Genomic DNA, 19914 nt, shown 5'->3' with positions numbered 1-19914 from the left:
CTTATTTGCCGTTCTGGATTTGGAAGAATGCGTCGTAAATGATCATTGAAGCGTAATCCTTTGACATGGATCCGTCGAATTCTTCGATGTCCACCATCATTACTTCATTGTTGTTCAAGTCAAATACAAACGTGATGAACATCTGATTGTACTGCGGTGTAAAGGCTTCATAAATAGCCCAAGGAGCCGTAAAAGGTAGAACGACAGGGTAAAGTAAGCTACCGAGTAGTACTTGTGCACTCATGTCTTTTTCCTTGATTTCTAATAGTAGAGGCATTACCACGTATGGTGTTCCATATCGCTCAACCAATGCATCCGCTTCGGATTGCATACTGTGATTGACAACTGTTCTACCGTGGCTCAATTGCTCTGACGCCCAAGTTCTCAAAAAGGCAAAATCTCTGTAATCCTGTCCGTCATTTGAACGGAAGTCGATAGGTGAGAGGAAATGAGCCTGGAAACGAGTCTGACGGAATACATACTTCATCAATTCACTTACATGCTTGCGCTGATAGTACGTTTCCTGGATGTCGAGTGGATTGTCTTTTCCTTCGTTTAAGCGGATGTAGGACGGAGCCAATACAATCGCTTCGTTGATGCCTAGAGCGTATTCATGATTGAGGATATTTCGAATTTCACTACTGCTCAATGCAATGTCCGACATGTTGATCGTGATGTAGTCCGATTTGGATTCATCAGATGCATCACGGATGGTTTTGAAATCGGCAATGAGTTGCTCGTCTTCTCTAAACTGATGAAGTACTGAAGAAACCCAAGATTGGTTACCCATACCTTCGAGTTCTCTCTTGTAGCGGATTTTATCCAACTTAGATAGTGCTTCAAACTCTTCATCTGTGAGCGTATCTTTCACTGGTGTCGTATCCATTGCTGCAATGAAGTCGTCATGGTCTTTTTCAAAATAAACCACTAGTGTTTTCAACGACTCTTTGTAGTTCATCTCGATGAAACTATTGTCCGAGAATTGCTTGAAGAGTGCATAGTTGTACGATACAGCCAAAGCGGTAGCCTCCAACTTAGAAATTTCTTCAAAGAAGTAATTCACGCCGTAGCTCTGTCCTTCAACGTCTTCTAGATCTGGAGCAACTTCGTCGTATTCACCGGCTACTTTGTAGGCAGCAATCGCGTGAATCGCGTAACCGATAACGGCTTCGATTTCTGGTGAAACTACAGAATCTCTGTGCGTCATTACATAAGCGTTGTAAATCGCGCGACTGTAGTCTCTTTCGATGAGATCAGAACGGAGAACGTCCTTTCTAGCAATGTCTTGAACCGCGTGGAATCTCTCTACGCCTAGTGGAGATTCGGTTACGGTTTTATCGAATTCAGCATTCAGCAAAGCATCGATGTAGGCTTCTCTTCTGGCCTTGATGTTCGGGTGGGTGCTTTCAGAATCATCGTAATCATCTACAGCAGTGATTTCGTTGATCTCATTGGCAATGTGTGTAGGTGGGAGACTCACACCTTCTGGCAAAAGACGATGAGGATTGAATTCAATTTCATCAAATGGAAGGTAGGAGTAGAGAAGGATGTCGAAGATTTCGATGGCATTCTCTGGGTTATAAGCACCACTACTAATCAAGAGTTCCGTGGCAAATTCATCAGCGCTTTCCTCCAACTTCTTAGAGTAGGAATACTCGCTTAGGATGCTCTTCTTGGAACCGAAAGTAGTGCGAACGGATTGCTCGAAATTGTAGTCGAATTCGCGATCTACGTCGTTGTTCGCAAAGTGACCAATCTCATGAGCCAAGATGAATGCGAGCTGGGTTTCGTTTTGAACCTGTGCGAGCAAGCCCGTGCTTACGAATAGGTGCCCGTCTGCCGTCATAAAGGCATTGGGTACATCCATTTTAATGGTGTACACAATAATGGATTCACGAAGCTCACGGTCGCTAGCGATTAACTTGTCAACGATGTCGTTGAGGTAGTTGGTCATATCATCCCCATATAGAACGTCTCCACTTAAGAGGAGTTCATTGAGGAAAAATTCGTTGTAGCGATCGAAGTCTACTTTGGCGTCTTCTTTTTTAGAGGCGAACCAACCGGCATCTTCGTGACGTTCTAACTGGCGTAAACGATGACGATAGGTCAAATCATCTGGAATATCACCTTGAGATTCAGTGTACGTCTGACCAAAAGTAAACGTACTAGAAAAGAGTGTGCATAGGATGACCAGCATCCATGCGGGAGTGTATCTCTTTGTCATAGAGGGTAATTGAGTGAGTTGAGTGTGTGCTTGCGCAGAATTTGAGAGCGTTAAATCAGTGGATCGAGTAGTCTTTCTCAATCGGATTCCAATAATACAACGAGAATTAAAAAGTTGCAAATGCAATAAGAGGGTCGTTCAAAGCAAAAAAAAGAGGCACTCGATGAGCGCCTCATTATTTATGGAAGGAAGGCCAATGACATGTGTACCATGATATACATGGACTTCAGATGGGATCCTACGAGTGTATTTTCCGAATTCTCGATGAGTTGATCTGGAGAATTGATATCTGAGATTCCCTGATTTTCAGGGTCGTGATTGAACACTTCCTTGTAGCCATAGCTATTCAAAGGGATTGAAAACTGTAACCCTAAATCAAAGCGGAATCGGTCGGCAAAAATGCGAGTTCTACCAGATTCAAAAATGATTCGGCTGGCATTACCTGCAATTGTAGCCGCGTCGTTCTCGGATATGCTCACCATTTGACCGTTTATCATTTCATAGGTGTAATTGGTGTAGTCAAAGTCCATACTCACATTCGACATGGCAAAAGCAAAACCCCAATAGCGACCTTGTGGAGCGTAAATAGTAGTGTACTTTCTGAAGCCGATGGCAAACTCCAGTGCGGAATAAGGCGTGTTGTAATCGTTCTCAGGAGTGTAATAACGGTATTCGCCATTTAGTTCATCATACGTGTTGAAATAACTAAACGGCTTCATGGAAGAAACGGTGTATCCAACCTTAGCCAATAAAGTAAACTTACGACTTACTACTCTTTCATAACCCACCTGATGGTTGAGTTGAAACTTGGTGTAATCCACCCCATCTTTGTTGCCCACGTTGTAGAGCCCCAAGTAGTTGTTCCATACATTGGCCTGGTAAAAAAGGATATCTTTCTTACCTAAATAACCGTAGGCTTGTGCATCTGCGGAGTGGCTTGAAAGAAAGCCAAAAACAACTCCAAATATCAGTGCGAACTTTTTCATTGTGCTATCAGTTTTGGAGTTGCATAAGCATTTCGTAGACGACCATCTGACTGGCGGCGGTAGACATTGGACCTCTGTAATCATGTACCATTCGTCCCACCTTTTCGCCGGTTTTCATATCGTACACATCCATAAAGGTGTTATCGGTGTCTTGAAAGACAAACACAGCACCCACCAAGAACGGCCAGAAAGGAGGGAATACATACATCAATACGGCTCCACCAGAAGTTGGCCACTTTGCATTTTTTACGCTAATGGTAGGAATTGCGAGGTACTTCATTCCCGTGCGATCTGCAACAGCAGCGAGTTCACGCTGATATGAGTTGACCATCTGAGCAGCACCTCGGTGACGATCCTCCGTTACAAAGAGTGCACAAGTGATGTAATCGTTGTAAATGTCAATTGTGGATTCGTCGAATACTTGAGAAGATACGAATCGAATATGGTCACTTCCGTATTCATAAACCAATTCTTGGGAAATGTGCGCGATCTTTTCTCGCAACTCCAAAGCATCACGGAAGTTGATTCGGTAGAAATTAGCAAAGTTCTTGTCGTAGGAATAGGTCCATGGCTCAAAGAAAATCACCGAATCTAAATCGAAATATACTTGTCCGGTTTGATCAAAGGACTCTTCCCAAACCATTTCGCGGTATTCTACTTCGTCCAAACCTTCGCGGCTTGTGCTGTCGTTTTCGTATTCTTCTTTTACTCGATCTAGAAGTTCTTCAAGTTGGTTCTTATTTGGAGATTTGAACATGAGCGGTGAAAGCCAATCAGAATCAATCCCCTGTAGTTTTCTTTGGTAGTAGATCTTATCAATCTTACTCAAGGCCTGGAACTCCTCCTCAGAAAGGGTGTCTTGTACAGGCTCCAAATCTTTGGGGTCGGCGGTGTAGGATGACAAATGAAGGGAGTAGAGACGTACAAAGTCGCGGGCAGAAGCCTCGTAAATTCGATTCACAAAGTCATTGTCCGGGAAATCGGCATGAAGCTGCGTGTTGTACGCAACCGCTATGGCCGCAATGTTCGATCCTGAAGTGTTCTCGCAAAAGTGGTAAACACGGTGAATTTCACCTTCGGTCTCATCTGCTTCTGGGTTGATGTCACCATAGAAATCGTGGGCTTTGATGTTGGTCAGTCCGTGAAGAGCCATTCCTGTTGAAATTCGCATTTCATCGGTGAGCTCAGGATAGAGTTTGGCACATACATAGGCGTTGTAGATAGCTCTTGGATAGGCGAAGTCGTGCAAATTCACGCGTATCACTTCTTGGCGAGCCAATTTGTTTACCGATGCAAAGCGTTCATCGCCCGATGGGTTAGCAGAACGCTTTTTCATTTCATCATCTACCACATCAATGATCTCTTCGATGTATTGGTCTCTTCGGTATTGAATATTGGGATGCGTACGATCAGTGTCATCTTCATCGTCTTTCGCCACAATTGGATTCACTCCTTCCACATTCAAATCTTGCGAAAGTTGAACAGAGTCCGGTAGAATCCAATCGAAGGAGAATTCGTATTCGTCAATCGGCAGATAGGAGAAGAGGAGTACATCAAACATTTCAATCGCGTTCTCCGGATTGTAGATGTCGGAATTTGAAAGGATTTGAGCGGCGTATAAATCAGACTGAGCCTCTCGCTCCCTCGAGAACATATTGCTCAAGTTTTCTACGCGTTCTTTGTCGCGCTCTGAATACTTACGTTCCTGTCTAAGGTCCCAACCGTTGCGAAGTTTGCGCTCAAAGTCGTGGTATACAAAGTGACCAATTTCATGGGCAAGGGTGAATGCCAACTCCGTTTCATTCTGAACCTGAGCCACAAGGCCCAAGGTCACAAACATTCGTCCGTTGGGCGTCATAAATGCATTGGGAACCCTTGAGCGAAGTGTATAGACCGTGATTGAATCGCGAAGAGGTGAATCTTCTCCTATCAATTCATCCACAATGTCATTGAGGTAAGTTGTGATTTCATCTCCAAAGATGACTACACCGTCTGTAACATATTCACTAAACATGAACTCATTTGCGTAGAGCAATTCGTGTTTAAGCTTGTTAAACTTACCAGGTGTAGAGCTTCGGTCACGACTAAGTTGCTTCATGTACTCAACTCGGTCTTCGTAGCGGAAGAGCGGTGGAATATTTCCACTGGCCTGAAGGGTGGTTTGGCCAAATGAGAGTAGCGATGAAGCAAACAAAATGACAGTTAGAACTGATTTCATTTGAATCACGATTGAATAGTTAATCTAGAATAGCTGTTAAGAGAGCAATCCGAGCGCAAGTATACCGCGAATTGTGTTCAATTGAAAGTAGTTTTGTTGGAAGCCAAACACAAGGGCAAAAAAAATCCCGCTACACGAATGCAGCGGGATATGTATGAATGATGAATTTTAGAATTGAATGCCTACGCTTGCGGAGAAGTAGAAGCCGGTTCCCGCGTCTACTTCTGGCATGTCCAAGCTAGAGTCTACATAAGAAGGGCGCCAGCCCATTTCATACTTGTGGAAGACTCCCCAACCAGCGGTATTAAAGAGGTAGGTGCCGCGGTATCCAATTCTACCTCCCAATGGCATAAACTTCAAATCCGTTTCTTTTACTTCGTCTACCTCCACATAACCGGTACCTGTATTTTCAAATAGTGTTCCTGTTCCGTGTTGTTGCGGACTTAGAAGGAGGTCGGCGTAGAACACTCTGCTTCTGCTCAAATTCTTTCCACTAAAGTGTTCGGAAGGCAGAACTTTTAGGATTCTATCCATTCTGTAGGCGTATCCCAAACTCAAACTTCCAATGTCGAATTTGTTCCAAACCACTACCTGTTCCGCATCATTAGTTACGCGAGAGGTATGCCCGAGAAGTGAACCTCCGGCTTGTTGCCATCCCACGCGAACATAATGACGGTGACGAGCAGTGGCCATGGTCTGAGCATGACGTTCGTATCGAACTCTAAAAGGAGTATAGTATTTCCAAACTACTGGTTTTAAGTATCGCTTTTGACGATCGGAGAAAACAATGCTTGCTCCTACGTTTACCTCCCATGAGTCGAAGGTGTACTCTGGGTAGTCTACATCGGAGTTGGTCGGAATGGCGTCGCCTTGATTCGTGATGCCCGAGAGTCCGAGATCCAATTGAAAGCGGTCGTTGATTTGACTGGAAGCTTCTATCATCCCAGATATACCGCCTGAGTTGATTCCGTTGAGTCCTGAGAGACCAATTCCCGCGCGAATTTCAACGATGCGATCTACAAAGGGCGACGTACTAGAAGGCAGCGTGTCTTGCGTGTATTCAATGATGGTGACAACATCCCCCTCAGACTCAGGGTCGATGGTAACTTCGCGGTTAGTGCCTCGTTCTGAAGGGACAGGGATGGTCGTCTTTTGGGCGGCCATCACGCTTGGAATGGCGAGGATAAAAAGTGCTGTTGAATAGCGTTTCATTGTAGGTCTTGTGTTGTGTTGATGACGCCCGCAAATCAAATTAAATGCCAAATTCAGAAATCTTCGTCTCGCCACGTTGATTTTCGGATATTTGCAGCTCTCAATTTAGAACCTATGGGATTATTAGGTAAACTTTTCGGACGTAGTCCGGAGAAGGACCAGCGACTTGATGAAGGTCTAGAGAAGACCAAAGAAAATGTTTTTGGAAAGTTAGCTCGTGCAGTTGCCGGTAAAAGTACGGTAGATGCTGATGTGCTTGACAACTTGGAGGAAGTATTGATTACATCCGACGTAGGGGTTGAGACAACCGTGAAAATCATCGAGAGAATTGAAGAGCGTGTTTCCCGCGACAAGTACATGGGAACCTCGGAACTTCAAGTGATTCTTCGAGAAGAAATAGCCTCACTCCTGGCAGAGAATCGCGCAGGCGATGGTGCTACTTTCGATTTACCCGACAAGAAGCCTTATGTGATTATGGTGGTTGGGGTGAATGGAGTAGGAAAAACTACCACTATTGGCAAGCTAGCGAGCCAATTTAAATCTGCCGGAAAGAAAGTGGTTCTCGGAGCGGCAGATACATTCCGCGCAGCCGCTGTAGATCAGTTAGTCGTGTGGAGTGAGCGTGCGGGTGTACCCATTGTGAAACAGGGGATGGGGTCCGATCCAGCTTCTGTAGCCTACGATACACTTCAGTCGGCGGTTAGTCAAGATGCAGACGTAGTCCTCATTGATACTGCGGGACGTTTGCACAACAAGGTCAACCTAATGACGGAGTTAGGGAAGATCAAACGCGTCATGCAGAAAGTGATTCCCGATGCACCACACGAAGTACTCCTAGTACTCGATGCATCAACTGGGCAAAACGCATTGAACCAAGCGGTGGAGTTTAGTAAGGTGACGGAAGTTTCGGCTTTGGCACTTACCAAACTCGATGGAACCGCTAAGGGAGGTGTGGTGATTGGTATTTCCGATCAGCTGCAAATTCCCGTGAAATATATTGGTGTTGGTGAGAAGATTGAAGATTTACAGGTATTCGACAGGAAGACCTTTGTAGATCGATTCTTTAGCTAAGCCAGACCTAATCAGACAGAAAAGCAAGCATGCGCACCAAGAGTTACAAGAAGAACGTCATCAACGTAGTTACACTCGGATGTAGTAAGAATATTTACGATTCCGAAGTGTTGATGGGACAGTTGAAGGCCAATGGAAAGGACGTGCGTCACGAAGCCGAAGAGGGAAACATCATTGTGATCAACACCTGCGGTTTCATTGACAATGCGAAGGAAGAGAGCGTAGAAACCATTTTGGATTTCGTTCAGAAGAAGGAAGACGGCGTTGTAGACAAAGTATTCGTTACCGGATGTTTGTCGGAGCGCTACAAACCAGATTTAGAGAAGGAAATTCCCAATGTAGATCAGTATTTCGGTACGCGAGATCTTCCCAAACTGCTCAAAGCTCTAGGCGCCGATTACAAGCACCAGCTGGTAGGTGAGCGTTTGACCACAACTCCGCAGCACTTCGCGTACATGAAGATTGCCGAAGGTTGCGATCGTCCGTGTAGCTTCTGTGCCATTCCGCTAATGCGTGGTGGGCATAAGTCAACGCCTATTGAAGATCTGGTCACACAGGCTGAAAAGCTGGCGGCTAAGGGAGTGAAAGAGTTGATTCTCATCGCTCAAGATCTGACGTATTACGGTCTAGACCTGTATAAAGAACGCCGTTTGGCCGACCTTCTCAAAGCATTGGCCAAGGTGGAGGGAATCGAGTGGATTCGTTTGCATTATCTCTTCCCAACGGGCTTTCCTGAAGATGTGCTCGATGTGATTCGCGAAGAGCCGAAGATCTGTAACTACGTGGACATTCCACTCCAGCACATCGCCGATCCTGTTCTGAAGAGCATGCGCCGAGGAACGACAATGGAAAAGACCAATCGCCTTCTCGATATGATGCGCGAAAAGGTTCCAGGAATTGCCATACGAACCACCTTGATTACGGGGTACCCAGGAGAAACGGAGGAAGATTTCCAAACCATGTTGCAATGGGTACAAGATCAGCGGTTTGAGCGTCTGGGCGTGTTTACGTACTCACATGAGGAGAATACACATGCCTATAAGCTCGAGGATGATGTTCCGGATGAAGTAAAGCGCGAAAGAGCCGATGCCATCATGGCGGTTCAGCAAGAGATATCTTGGGATAAAAACCAAGAGTTGGTGGGGAAGACCTATCGCGTATTGGTTGATAGAGTGGAAGGTGAGCACTTTGTAGCGCGCACTGAATTCGATTCACCAGATGTGGATAACGAAGTACTAATTCCTGCCGAGAGTACTTACGTTCGCGTTGGCGACTTTGTAAATGTGAAAATTCTGGAAGCGACAGATTACGATTTGCTCGCTGAAGTGGTTTCTTAAGATTCCACACGATATAAACACAAAAGCCCGATTCGACGAATCGGGCTTTTGTGTTTATAATTCTCCACTCATCATTCCGAGTTTCATGATGGCTGTGAGACCTTCACAATCTAAGGTTTTCAAGTGTTTTAGTATTTTATTTCTCCCCTCTTCAGTATCAACCATATCATCTACGATATCTGCTTGTCCTTTTTGTTCCATGCACTTGGCAATCATATCTTCGTTTGTATCGCTGAAGTATTCCGTCATGATTTCGACTTGATTCAAGATTTCTATCATTTCATCTTCAGTAAGACTAGAGAGGTACCCCTCCATTCCTTTTTCTGTTGATAACCCAGGATTTGCTTCCATGTATGCAACCCATCCATTTAGTAGTGGAAGGAATTCATCCATACTGTTTCCTATACATTCACAAGCGTTTTCTATCTCTTCTTGATAAGTACTAGCTTGAGCGAGGCTGTGGATACTCAACGTGGAGAAGAGGACGAGAAATAGGGCAGAGAGTCTTTTCATTGAAATGTTTTTTGATTTTCAAGTTTACAATAATCTCTGCTTTTCTAGAGTCTGAAGTCTATTATTTCAGATGTTGATGTATCGCGTAGGGTTGCATAAGTTGTGAGTTGTAGCACCTTTTGAACGATGAGGTGATGGAGCGATATGAATTTTTACACACGGAAAATTTTGTATTTCTCAAAAATTCGAGCATACATTTGCAACTCAATGAAAAACAACGCAACATACACTTCATTACAAGCTGCCATGATCATGGCGGAAGTGGCTGTTATGCGTTCATTGCGACGATTCGAGCGACGCCTCCGCGCGTAATACGTCCTTTTTGTCTGGTTCCGTACCAGACGTGCCCCCAGTTTTCCTATTGATTTTTTAAGTATTCGTTCCTCGGTAGTTTCTGTACTACTTCGGGATAATTTCATTTCTATTACATGTCGATACAAGTGATGGTCGCATCCAACGAGCACATTCCATTCGCAGAAACCATCTGCGAAATGATGGAAAGCTCTGCAAAAGTGCGAGGTACCGGAATAGCAAAGCGCGATCCTGCTTACATCCGAAGAAAGATGGAAGAGGGTAAGGGTGTAATTGCCCTTGACGGTGAGGCCGTTGTAGGTTTTTGTTACATCGAGAGCTGGGATGAACAGAAGTATGTGGCAAACTCCGGACTTATTGTTCACCCAGATTACCGCGGAACGGGACTAGCCCGACAAATTAAGCTACAAACGTTCAACTTGTCTAAGAAGATGTTTCCCAATGCCAAGCTTTTTGGAATTACTACGAGTTTGCCCGTGATGAAGATCAATTCGGAGTTGGGATATAAGCCCGTGACGTTCTCTGAACTGACCAAAGACGAGGTTTTCTGGAAGGGCTGCAACAGTTGTGTGAACGTAGATATCCTGACAAGAACGAATAGAAGCATGTGTTTGTGTACGGCTATGGTCTGCGACTTAAGTCAGACGAAACCCACCGAAGTGGACAAGCCGAAAGCATGGAATCGATTCACTGATTTTGTCAAGTCGAGAAGAGCTGCAAAATCTGGAATCCTCAAAAATTACAACGATGACAAAAAATAAAGTCCTACTCGCCTTTAGTGGGGGTCTCGATACTACTTTCTGTGTGAAGTACCTCATGCACGAGCTGAACATGGAGGTTCACTCGGCCATTGTAAACACGGGTGGTTTTTCACCGCTTGAACTCAAGAGCATAGAGCAAAAGGCTCACGATCTAGGCGTAACAAGTCACGTTGCGCTAGAGCAAACGGAGGATTTTTATGAGGATATTATCCGTTACTTGATTTACGGAAATATCTTGAAGAACGGTACGTATCCACTTTCGGTAAGTGCGGAAAGAGTCCACCAAGCTACTGCTTTGGCCAAGTATGCATTAGAGATTGGAGTCGATGCCATTGCACATGGAAGTACAGGAGCAGGAAATGATCAAGTTCGCTTCGATCTCGCTTTCCAATTGATTGCTCCACAGTTGAAGATCATCACACCAATCCGCGATTTGAAGATTTCGCGCCAAGATGAAATCGATTACCTCAAAAAGTTCAATGTGGATCTTCCTTGGGAAAAGGCAAAGTATTCCATTAACAAGGGAATTTGGGGAACGAGTGTTGGCGGAGTGGAAACACTGACGTCGAACCAAGCCCTTCCTGAGTCCGCTTATCCCAGTCAGTTGAAATCGGAAACGCCATCTCAACTGTCTATCACCTTTACCAAGGGAGAGGTGTCGGGAGTGAATGGTGAAGATCTATCTCCAGTAGAAGCGATTCTTAAAATTGAAGAGATTGCCTCGGCGTATGCCATAGGCAGAGACATTCATGTGGGAGATACCATTATCGGAATTAAGGGAAGAGTGGGGTTTGAAGCGGCGGCCTCCATCACTCTAATCAAGGCCCATCAGGCTCTGGAAAAGCACACCCTCTCCAAGTGGCAAATGCATTGGAAGGAGCAACTTTCAAATTGGTATGGCATGTTTCTACACGAGTCGATGTTCTTTGAACCCGTGATGAGAAACATCGAAACGTTCTTAAAAGACACCCAGAAGAATGTAACCGGAACGGTCTTTCTCCAATTGCATCCCTATCGTTTTGTGATTGAAGGGATTGAGTCGAAGTATGACTTGATGAATTCCGAATGGGGACAGTATGGTGAAATGAATGCGGGATGGAGTGGAGAAGACGTAAAAGGCTTCACGAAGATATTGGCGAATCCGATGCTGTTGCATCAAAAAGTGAATACGAGCGATGATTAGTGTTGGTATAGTTGGAGCAACGGGATATGTGGCAGGCGAGCTGATTCGGATCGCACTCCATCATCCAGAAATGAAAATTGATTTTCTGTACAGCCACTCGCAACCGGGAAAATCCGTTGGAGAAGCACACGGAGATTTGTTCTACAGTGATTTGAAGTTCACATCTGAACTCAATCCCAATGTAGACGTGCTTTTCTTGTGCTTGGGACATGGAAAATCAAAGGCTTTTTTAGAGCAGTACCCCATCTCACAATCCACCGTGATTATCGATTTGTCAAACGATTTCAGGTTGAATGCAGATGCTCAGTTTCAAGGCAGGAGATTTACTTATGGTTTAGTGGATGCGAGGGCAGATGAAATCGTGTCTTCCAAGAGCATAGCCAATCCGGGCTGCTTTGCCACGGCTATTCAGTTGGCGCTGTTACCCATTGCTGCGGCTGGTTTGTTGATGGATGATGTACATGTTCATGCGCTAACAGGATCTACTGGTGCGGGAGCGGGGCTTTCTAGCACCTCTCATTTTAGCAACAGAGCGAACAATGTAAGTCTATACAAATCCTTCCAACACCAACACTTGGGGGAGATTGGCGAGACTTTAAAGTCGTACCAAACCGATTGGAATCACCGTGTGAACTTCTTGCCTATGCGCGGGAATTTCACCCGAGGGATTTTTGCTTCGGCCTATATGAATACGGAAGAGGATGCCGCCACTTGGTTGGAACGGTACACGGAATTCTATAGCCATAGTCCATTCACAAAAGTGACAACGGAGCCAGTTCACCTCAAGAAAGTGGTGAACTCCAATTATGCCCTTCTTCAAGTAGAAGTGGTAGATGGAAAGCTCCTGATCACCTCAGTAATTGACAACCTTCTCAAGGGAGCAGCAGGACAAGCTGTTGAGAACATGAATCTCATTTTTGGGCTCGATCAAAGCGCGGGCCTCACCTACAAAACCAATGTATTCTGATGAATTTATTTGATGTCTATCCACGGTTTGATATCCGTCTTGCCAAGGGCTCTGGTATCTATCTCTACGATGAAAACGGTCAGCGTTATCTGGATTTGTACGGTGGTCATGGAGTTATTTCCATTGGTCATTCGCACCCATCGTATGTGAAAGCCTTGAAGTCGCAGATGGATCAATTGATCTTTTATTCCAACTCGGTTCATCTCCCTATTCAAGAGGCGTTGGCACACAAACTTGGCGAATTGAGTGGCTATCAGCAGCACAGTGTTTTCTACTGTAACAGCGGAGCTGAAGCGAATGAGAATGCATTAAAAGTAGCCTCTTTTCACAATGGGAAAGAGAGGTTTATCGCCTTTAAAGGAAGTTTCCACGGACGAACTTCTGCCGCGTTAGCAGTAACTGACAATCCGAATTTGTCGGCTCCACTAAACGCCGCTCACTTCCCGGTCACCTTTTTGGAATTGAACGATTCCGATGCGCTGAAAACAGAATTGGAAAAAGGAGATGTATGCGGAGTTATTGTTGAAGGAATTCAAGGTGTAGGTGGACTTGACATGCCTACCGATGCCTTTCTCGTTCAACTTCGCGCATGGTGTACAGAGTACGACGCAGTACTGATTCTAGATGAGATTCAAAGCGGTTGTGGTAGGACAGGGAAATTCTTCGCTCATCAGAGTGCGGGTATTCAAGCTGATGTGGTTACCATGGCTAAGGGATTGGGCAACGGTTTCCCGATTGGAGCGGTGCTCATCAGTGAGACTATTGCACCGAAATATGGAATGTTAGGGACCACCTTTGGAGGAAATCCATTGGCTTGTGCCGCGGCTTTGTCGGTTTTAGAAACGCTGGAAAGTGAACAACTGATGGCCAATGCTTCCGCTTTGGAGATGACATTCCGTGCGGAGTTTGTAGATGTTGATCACGTTCGTATCAAGGGGAAGGGATTGATGCTGGGTGTTGAACTTCCTTCTGGAATCAAAGAGATTCGAGGGAAGTTATTGTCGGAGCACTTTATGTTTACGGGAAATTCTGCCAACCCCAACTTGTTGCGTATCCTGCCTCCGCTATCCATTGATAGAGCTGCTGTCATTGAATTTTGTACGGCCTTAAAATCTTTGATTTAGGATGGACTCGATCGCGAATTTTCTATCCGTAAAGGATGTAGAGGATGTGGGAGATTGGATCAGCCTTGCTCAAAAGTTCAAGGTCAATCCTTATGCACATCAGCACTTAGGTGCCAATAAAACACTGGGTATCATCTTCTTCAATCCGAGTTTGAGAACCCGCTTGAGTACACAAAAGGCGGCGAGCAACTTGGGGATGAATGTGATGGTGATGAACTTTAACGGTGAAGGATGGCAGTTGGAAATGGAAGATGGAGCAGTGATGAATGGTTCCTCTCAAGAGCACATTTCTGAAGCTGCTTCGGTGATTTCGCAGTATTGCGACATCATTGCCGTACGCACTTTTGCCACGCTCACCGACAGAGAAGAAGACTATGCCGAGAAGTTCCTTTCGTCTTTCGTGAAATACGCCCGCGTTCCGGTGGTGAGTTTGGAAAGCGCCACCCTACATCCCTTGCAGTCGCTAGCTGACATGCTCACGTTAAAAGAACAGAACACCAAATCGAATCCAAAGGTGGTTCTTTCGTGGGCTCCGCATCCTAAGGCTTTGCCACAGGCTGTTGCCAATTCATTTGCGCAATGGACGCTTGCCGCAGGGTATGATCTCACCATCGCACATCCTCCCGGTTACGAGCTCCACCCTGACTTTACGCGGGGAGCTAGAATGACTCATAATCAGGAAGAGGCATTGCAAGGTGCTGATTTTGTGTACGTAAAGAACTGGAGTGCGTATGAGAACTATGGTCAGGTTTCAAGGGAATACGACCATTGGACTTTGGATGGAGCAAAAATGCAACTCACTCACAATGCGAAGTTCATGCATTGTCTTCCCATCCGTAGAAATGTGATTGCTACCGATGAGGTCATTGATGCACCCACCTCACTCATTCTGGAACAGGCGAACAACCGAACCTTTGCTGCCCAAGCGGTTCTCTATAAACTGTTGAGCCATGAAAGATAAATTGATTGTCGGCAAGATTGGAGGAAACGTAATTGACAATCCGGATTTGCTCAACACCGTACTCGATTATTTTGCGAATCTTCCCCATCAGAAAGTCCTTGTGCACGGTGGGGGAATACTAGCTACGCAACTGGCTGAAGTTCTGAATATTCCACAGCAAATGCACGAAGGGAGAAGGATAACGAGTGCCAAAACCCTCGAAGTAGCACAGATGGTGTATGCTGGAAAAATCAACACCGATCTTGTCGCTAAACTCCATTCCAGAGGACTAGTGGTTCAAGGCGTAAATGGAGCTGATGGGGCGTACATTCAATCGGAGAAACGTTCGGTGAAGCCTATCGACTTTGGCTTTGTGGGCGACATAGTAAAGGTGGATGGTGAGCGATTGGCTCGTACCCTTTCCAGCGGTATTGTTCCAGTGTTTTCAGCCATAACCGCAGATTTAGAAGGGCAGCTCTATAACACCAATGGAGATACCCAAGCTAGTGAAATCGCAATGGCTTTGTCGGATTTTTATGAGGTAGAACTGAGATACTGCTTTGACAAGCCCGGTGTTTTAAGGGACGTTCTAGATCCGTCTTCGGTTCTGAAGACTTTGTCGATTACGGAATACACAGAGCTAAAGGACAAAGGCGCTATTTACCAAGGGATGATTCCCAAATTAGACACCGGATTTAGAGCGCTAAACAACGGGGTTCAAACCGTGATTTTAGGAGGGACAGAGGTGTTTAATCCTATCCAGACTATTCATACAGAACTTGTACTATGATGGCTCACTCAGCACTTGAAATGCTCGAAAATCTAATTCGAATTCCCTCTTTTTCTGGGGAGGAAGATAGAACTGCGGATTATCTCGCTTCTCAATTTGAAGTAAGAGGCATTCCGTATGAACGCTCCATTAACAATGTTTGGGCCTTCAACAAACACTTCGACGCGGCGAAGCCCTCCATCTTGCTCAACTCTCATCACGATACGGTAAAACCGAATTCGGGATATACCCGCGATCCTTTTACTCCAGAAGTGGAGAACGGCAAATTATACGGGTTGGGAAGCAATGACGCGGGTGGGGCGTTGATCGCAATGTTTCATGCTTTCGTTCACTTTTACGAACGAGAGGGAATGTCGCACAACCTCATTTATTTGGCCGTAGGAGAGGAAGAAACATCTAGTTTAAACGGTGCCATTCACGCGCTTGAGAAAATGCCACCCATCAGTTTTGGCTTGGTGGGAGAGCCCACTGAAATGAACTTAGCCATCGCAGAAAAAGGTCTCATTGTTATAGATGCCGAAGCAATGGGAGTTCCGGGGCACGCCGCGCATACCAACACGGTTAATCCCATTTACAAGATTGCGAAAGATATCGCATGGGTAGAGCAATTCACTTTCGAAAAAGCCTCTGAAGTTACCGGACCTGTGAGGATGTCGGTTACTCAAGTTCAAGCTGGGAAGCAGAGCAACTTGGTACCGGCCAAAGCCTCTTTTGTGATGGATGTTCGAGTGCCCGATGTATACGAATTAGAAGAGGTGTTTGCCATTATTGACGCACACACGGAGAGTGTGCTTACAGCACGTTCGTTTAGAATGCGACCTTCGTCTATTCCAGCGGATCATCCCATTGTATTGGGAGGAATTGCACTGGGGAGAAAGACGTATGGTTCACCTACCTTGTCTGATCAGGCACACATGCGTTTCCCAACTTTGAAAATAGGTCCAGGCAAATCAGAGCGTTCACATACTGCTGATGAGTTCATTTATGTAGATGAATTAGAGAAGGGGATTGAGATCTATATCGATTTATTAAAGACAGTGCTATGAAGTTGTGGGATAAAGGGTTTTCGGTAGATCAAGCCATTGAAAAGTTCACGGTTGGCAACGACAGAGAGCTAGATATGAAGCTTGCGGAATACGATGTACTAGGCAATATGGCCCATGCGAGGATGCTACATTCCATCGGGATTTTGAGCACGGATGAAGTGCGTGATTTGCTTGGAGAATTGCAGAATATTCTGGGGGAAATCGAGAATGGAGAATTCGAAATTGAAGCCGAATTTGAAGATGTACACAGTAAGATTGAACACCTCCTTACCGAACGGGTAGGTGATGCCGGCAAGAAGATTCACACCGCTAGATCGAGAAACGATCAAGTACTGGTGGACCTTCACCTTTTTGCCAAGGCAGAGATCATTCATATCAAAGATCATGTGGATTCCTTGTTTGAACTGCTTCAATCTTTGAGCGAAAAGCACAAGGATGTTCTACTCCCCGGCTACACCCACCTCCAAGTGGCCATGCCTTCGAGTTTTGGACTTTGGTTTGGGGCCTATGCAGAATCCTTGGTGGATGACATGCATTTCTTGAAGGCTGCATATCAAGTCAGTAATCAAAACCCCTTGGGATCGGCGGCGGGCTATGGATCTTCGTTTCCCATCAACCGCACCATGACGACCGATGAATTGGGGTTTGAAACCATGCGATTCAATTCGGTTGCGGCTCAAATGAGTCGGGGTAAACTTGAGAAAAGCGTCAGTTTTGCACTCGCTTCCCTAGCATCAACACTGGGTAAATTGGCGGATGATGTTTGTCTCTACATGAGTCAGAATTTCGATTTTATTGGCTTTCCAAAGGAATTGACCACAGGGTCGAGCATCATGCCACACAAGCAGAATCCTGATGTGTTTGAATTGGTGAGGGCCACGGCCAATGAAATTCAAGCCTTGCCGCAGCGCTTAACCCTTCTCACCACGAACATGACTAGCGGCTATCACCGAGATTATCAGTTGCTCAAGGAGCCCTTCATGAAAGGCATTGAGCAGTGTAGGGAGATCTTGATGATCACGCATTTCATGTTGGAGAATATCATTGTGAAAGAATCTGTGGTACATGACAGCACATACAACTACCTCTTCTCTGTAGATGCGTTGAACAAGCGAGTGCTTGCTGGAGCAACCTTCCGCGAAGCATACAAAGAACTGGGCATGGAAATTCAAAGTGGCAATTTTGAACCTGACCGAGCGGTAAAGCACACCCACGAAGGTAGTATTGGAAACCTCTGCACTACAGAGATAGCCGCCAAATACCACCGCGTTTGGGACAATGTCGATGCTTAATCGGCTAGGATGGTAAGGAAATCACGGGTGAGTCCGCAATGGGAATTGCCAGTGGTGTCTGTCAATATTTTTATGATACGCTCATCGTCTAAGGTGTCAATGCCCGGGTAGTTTTCTATCAAGCTTTCCGCGCAAAAATCGAACACTTCTTCATCGTCGAATACCTCTGTGAGGTGCCCGATGGACGCCTCGTACCTGGCAAAATCTACTGGCGGAAGGATTTTTCGCAGTGAATCTGAATACTCGTCAATATCCAGATCCGTATCCAAATGCGTGGCATAGAAGTGAATCGCTCCCGCTGCATGTACATCAATGGGGCCAATCCCCTCCTGAATACAATTACAAAATTCCGCAGATATCGGCTGACTCGGATACAATTCGTTGATATCCGGAGAAGAACGAAAAATTCCACACGAGGTAAGAAGCAAAAGAGGAATGAACTTTTTCATGAGGTTGGGATTTTGGTGGAAGATAGGGGATTTGGGGATTAATGGGTTTCAGATGTTTAAGGGGTTTGAGGTGTTGGATGTTGGGTGACGGGTGATGGATGTTGGTGCACCCTCTACCGCGCGAATCCTTTCGCGTGGGCATTTGAGGTGTTGGTATGGGATGGGTGTTTAAGGGGTTTATGGTGTTTAAGGTGTTTAAGGGGTTGGATGTTGGGTGACGGGTGACGGATGGCCCTTCTACCGCGCGAATCCTTTCGCGTGGGGATTTGAGGTGTTGGTCAACCTTGATGCCTTATCCTCCTACACTTATTAGGAATCTAACAAAACTGGCTGTTACTTCACAATCTAATTCTTTAGCGTAGAGGTTGAATTCACGCACAAACGGGGGAGATTCCATGTTCTTGGTAAGATCCCAGATCTCGTCCTCGGTGAGCTGGTCGGTTGCACAGTTTTGCGCGATTTGAGAAATCATACGTTGAAACTCCTGTGATTCAGAAGCGAAACGAATAGAATCGGCAGGCGAGAGTTCGGAGTAGATGTTCTCAAGTGAATGGTCTGGATTTCGCATGTCGGTGTAATTTACCATAGTGGTGATAACGAATTCAAAAGGTTTTAAGTCGTTCTCTAAACACCCACAATAAACATCAAGAGTCTCTTTGTTCTTTTGAGGGAGTCGACTTACAGGTTGTTCTGCATTGGCCACAGTAAAGCGAAAGATTCGCAGGAAGAGTTGAGTCGACTCACAGTCCAATTCGGCTATTTGATTCAACATTTGGTTGTAGTGCTCATTATCGCGGACAGCTAATCCAACTTTCATCCAAATATCACGGTCAAATTGACTCTCCATACAAAGTCGAATGGCACCTGTTTCTTCAAATAGATCTTCAAAAACAATGCTTTGTTCGAAGAACTCAATGGAGTCGTTCTCGGAAAGAGACCTCTCCGCGACAGATAGGAGCTCTTCTGCATTGTCAAGGTCTTGCATTGAAATAAACATGGCGTTTAGGTACAATTCCAATGAATCGAGTTTCTTCTCGCTGCATTCACATAATGCCTTTGTCATTTCTTCTTGAGATTGACCAAAAGCACAAGTACCCATAATTAGAGTCATTGTAAACAGCAGAGTAGTGAGCGTTTTCATATTGAGAGTAGTTAGAATGAATGGAAGATTCTTTTGTTTAGGACAAGAGCATCCATCAAGTTTAACGGATTAAAGATGATGGAGGTTGAAGCATACCTTTGCTACGCGAGGTGTTGGCTGTGGACAATTGGCGTTTGGGCGGAGCGGAAACGAGATGGTTTGCTTTCCCTACAGGGAAATAATGTTCATGTTGTGCAACGAAAACCTAGGGATGTCGCTGCGCTCCTTAATCCCTTGGCTAGGGTTCGTCGTCAGCAACGGCGACGTTTCTGTATAAGTGCCGCCGTTCCCTAGCGAAGTGTCTGTATCATGTCTCGATAGAGCCAAATGTCAATTGGCAAAACCCTG

The 19914-nt window shown here is 45.4% G+C and carries 17 protein-coding genes; 10 read left to right on the top strand and 7 right to left on the bottom strand.

Annotated elements, in window-relative coordinates; genetic code table 11:
- Position 1: 1 nt before the first annotated feature.
- From F8C82_RS06815 to F8C82_RS06800, 4 genes are all read right to left on the bottom strand, one after another.
- The gene (locus F8C82_RS06815) at positions 2-2224 is read right to left on the bottom strand and encodes a M48 family metallopeptidase (protein WP_151692796.1); all 2223 of its coding nucleotides are present in this window, start codon (positions 2222-2224) and stop codon (positions 2-4) included.
- Between the two features lie 179 nt (positions 2225-2403).
- A complete protein-coding gene (locus F8C82_RS06810; RefSeq protein ID WP_151692795.1) occupies positions 2404-3210 on the bottom strand; it encodes a hypothetical protein in 807 nt (268 codons plus the stop codon).
- Between the two features lie 7 nt (positions 3211-3217).
- Entirely contained in the window at positions 3218-5428 is a 2211-nt protein-coding gene (locus tag F8C82_RS06805) for a M48 family metallopeptidase (protein WP_151692794.1), read from the bottom strand.
- Between the two features lie 168 nt (positions 5429-5596).
- Positions 5597-6640: a hypothetical protein gene (locus F8C82_RS06800; protein ID WP_151692793.1), complete on the bottom strand. Its 1044-nt coding sequence runs from the start codon at positions 6638-6640 to the stop codon at positions 5597-5599.
- A gap of 114 nt (positions 6641-6754) precedes the next feature.
- On the opposite strand from F8C82_RS06800, the gene ftsY reads away from it, so the two are divergent.
- Positions 6755-7711: a signal recognition particle-docking protein FtsY gene (gene ftsY, locus F8C82_RS06795; RefSeq protein ID WP_151692792.1), complete on the top strand. Its 957-nt coding sequence runs from the start codon at positions 6755-6757 to the stop codon at positions 7709-7711.
- Between the two features lie 29 nt (positions 7712-7740).
- The gene (gene rimO, locus F8C82_RS06790; protein ID WP_151692791.1) at positions 7741-9048 is read left to right on the top strand and encodes a 30S ribosomal protein S12 methylthiotransferase RimO; all 1308 of its coding nucleotides are present in this window, start codon (positions 7741-7743) and stop codon (positions 9046-9048) included.
- A gap of 54 nt (positions 9049-9102) precedes the next feature.
- On the opposite strand, the gene F8C82_RS06785 is transcribed toward rimO, so the two are convergent.
- On the bottom strand, positions 9103-9561 hold the full coding sequence (locus F8C82_RS06785) for a hypothetical protein (protein WP_151692790.1): 459 nt from the start codon (positions 9559-9561) through the stop codon (positions 9103-9105).
- A gap of 434 nt (positions 9562-9995) precedes the next feature.
- Between F8C82_RS06785 and F8C82_RS06780 the strand changes: the two genes are divergently transcribed.
- From F8C82_RS06780 to argH, 8 genes are read left to right on the top strand one after another with little or no spacing between them, the layout of a single operon-like run.
- Positions 9996-10634: a GNAT family N-acetyltransferase gene (locus F8C82_RS06780; protein WP_223279498.1), complete on the top strand. Its 639-nt coding sequence runs from the start codon at positions 9996-9998 to the stop codon at positions 10632-10634.
- Positions 10621-11817 (top strand): argininosuccinate synthase, encoded by a 1197-nt coding sequence (locus F8C82_RS06775; RefSeq protein WP_151692788.1) that lies wholly within the window; start codon positions 10621-10623, stop codon positions 11815-11817. Before F8C82_RS06780 ends, F8C82_RS06775 begins: the two co-directional genes overlap by 14 nt.
- The gene (argC, locus tag F8C82_RS06770; protein WP_151692787.1) at positions 11810-12784 is read left to right on the top strand and encodes an N-acetyl-gamma-glutamyl-phosphate reductase; all 975 of its coding nucleotides are present in this window, start codon (positions 11810-11812) and stop codon (positions 12782-12784) included. The genes F8C82_RS06775 and argC overlap by 8 nt, the downstream gene beginning before the upstream one ends.
- On the top strand, positions 12784-13908 hold the full coding sequence (locus F8C82_RS06765) for an aspartate aminotransferase family protein (RefSeq protein ID WP_151692786.1): 1125 nt from the start codon (positions 12784-12786) through the stop codon (positions 13906-13908). Before argC ends, F8C82_RS06765 begins: the two co-directional genes overlap by 1 nt.
- A 1-nt stretch (position 13909) precedes the next feature.
- A complete protein-coding gene (locus tag F8C82_RS06760; RefSeq protein WP_151692785.1) occupies positions 13910-14869 on the top strand; it encodes an N-acetylornithine carbamoyltransferase in 960 nt (319 codons plus the stop codon).
- A complete protein-coding gene (gene argB / locus F8C82_RS06755; RefSeq protein ID WP_151692784.1) occupies positions 14859-15638 on the top strand; it encodes an acetylglutamate kinase in 780 nt (259 codons plus the stop codon). The genes F8C82_RS06760 and argB overlap by 11 nt, the downstream gene beginning before the upstream one ends.
- Positions 15635-16684 carry a M20/M25/M40 family metallo-hydrolase gene (locus tag F8C82_RS06750; RefSeq protein ID WP_151692783.1) on the top strand — a complete coding sequence of 350 codons (1050 nt, stop codon included), beginning with the start codon at positions 15635-15637 and terminating at the stop codon, positions 16682-16684. The genes argB and F8C82_RS06750 overlap by 4 nt, the downstream gene beginning before the upstream one ends.
- Positions 16681-17976 (top strand): argininosuccinate lyase, encoded by a 1296-nt coding sequence (gene argH, locus F8C82_RS06745; RefSeq protein ID WP_151692782.1) that lies wholly within the window; start codon positions 16681-16683, stop codon positions 17974-17976. Before F8C82_RS06750 ends, argH begins: the two co-directional genes overlap by 4 nt.
- Here argH and F8C82_RS06740 read toward each other — a convergent pair.
- Positions 17973-18425, bottom strand: a complete 453-nt coding sequence (locus tag F8C82_RS06740) for a hypothetical protein (RefSeq protein WP_151692781.1) — start codon at positions 18423-18425, stop codon at positions 17973-17975. The genes argH and F8C82_RS06740 overlap by 4 nt on opposite strands.
- Positions 18426-18717: 292 nt before the next feature.
- On the bottom strand, positions 18718-19566 hold the full coding sequence (locus F8C82_RS06735) for a hypothetical protein (protein ID WP_151692780.1): 849 nt from the start codon (positions 19564-19566) through the stop codon (positions 18718-18720).
- Positions 19567-19914 lie beyond the last annotated feature (348 nt).

Source organism: Phaeocystidibacter marisrubri (assembly GCF_008933165.1).
GTDB lineage: Bacteria > Bacteroidota > Bacteroidia > Flavobacteriales > Schleiferiaceae > Phaeocystidibacter > Phaeocystidibacter marisrubri.
The sequence above is the reverse complement of the archived record's forward strand: the minus strand, read 5'-3'. Positions and strand labels throughout refer to the sequence as shown.

What these genes read in the sequence shown, in the direction of transcription:
- F8C82_RS06765 (WP_151692786.1), top strand. Translation starts at nt 12,784, where the DNA reads ATGAATTTATTTGATGTCTATCCACGGTTTGATATCCGTCTTGCCAAG.
- F8C82_RS06750 (WP_151692783.1), top strand. Translation starts at nt 15,635, where the DNA reads ATGATGGCTCACTCAGCACTTGAAATGCTCGAAAATCTAATTCGAATT.
- F8C82_RS06785 (WP_151692790.1), bottom strand. Translation starts at nt 9,561, where the DNA reads ATGAAAAGACTCTCTGCCCTATTTCTCGTCCTCTTCTCCACGTTGAGT.
- ftsY (WP_151692792.1), top strand. Translation starts at nt 6,755, where the DNA reads ATGGGATTATTAGGTAAACTTTTCGGACGTAGTCCGGAGAAGGACCAG.
- argH (WP_151692782.1), top strand. Translation starts at nt 16,681, where the DNA reads ATGAAGTTGTGGGATAAAGGGTTTTCGGTAGATCAAGCCATTGAAAAG.
- F8C82_RS06735 (WP_151692780.1), bottom strand. Translation starts at nt 19,566, where the DNA reads ATGAAAACGCTCACTACTCTGCTGTTTACAATGACTCTAATTATGGGT.
- F8C82_RS06810 (WP_151692795.1), bottom strand. Translation starts at nt 3,210, where the DNA reads ATGAAAAAGTTCGCACTGATATTTGGAGTTGTTTTTGGCTTTCTTTCA.
- F8C82_RS06775 (WP_151692788.1), top strand. Translation starts at nt 10,621, where the DNA reads ATGACAAAAAATAAAGTCCTACTCGCCTTTAGTGGGGGTCTCGATACT.
- rimO (WP_151692791.1), top strand. Translation starts at nt 7,741, where the DNA reads ATGCGCACCAAGAGTTACAAGAAGAACGTCATCAACGTAGTTACACTC.
- argC (WP_151692787.1), top strand. Translation starts at nt 11,810, where the DNA reads ATGATTAGTGTTGGTATAGTTGGAGCAACGGGATATGTGGCAGGCGAG.
- F8C82_RS06805 (WP_151692794.1), bottom strand. Translation starts at nt 5,428, where the DNA reads ATGAAATCAGTTCTAACTGTCATTTTGTTTGCTTCATCGCTACTCTCA.
- argB (WP_151692784.1), top strand. Translation starts at nt 14,859, where the DNA reads ATGAAAGATAAATTGATTGTCGGCAAGATTGGAGGAAACGTAATTGAC.
- F8C82_RS06800 (WP_151692793.1), bottom strand. Translation starts at nt 6,640, where the DNA reads ATGAAACGCTATTCAACAGCACTTTTTATCCTCGCCATTCCAAGCGTG.
- F8C82_RS06740 (WP_151692781.1), bottom strand. Translation starts at nt 18,425, where the DNA reads ATGAAAAAGTTCATTCCTCTTTTGCTTCTTACCTCGTGTGGAATTTTT.
- F8C82_RS06760 (WP_151692785.1), top strand. Translation starts at nt 13,910, where the DNA reads ATGGACTCGATCGCGAATTTTCTATCCGTAAAGGATGTAGAGGATGTG.
- F8C82_RS06815 (WP_151692796.1), bottom strand. Translation starts at nt 2,224, where the DNA reads ATGACAAAGAGATACACTCCCGCATGGATGCTGGTCATCCTATGCACA.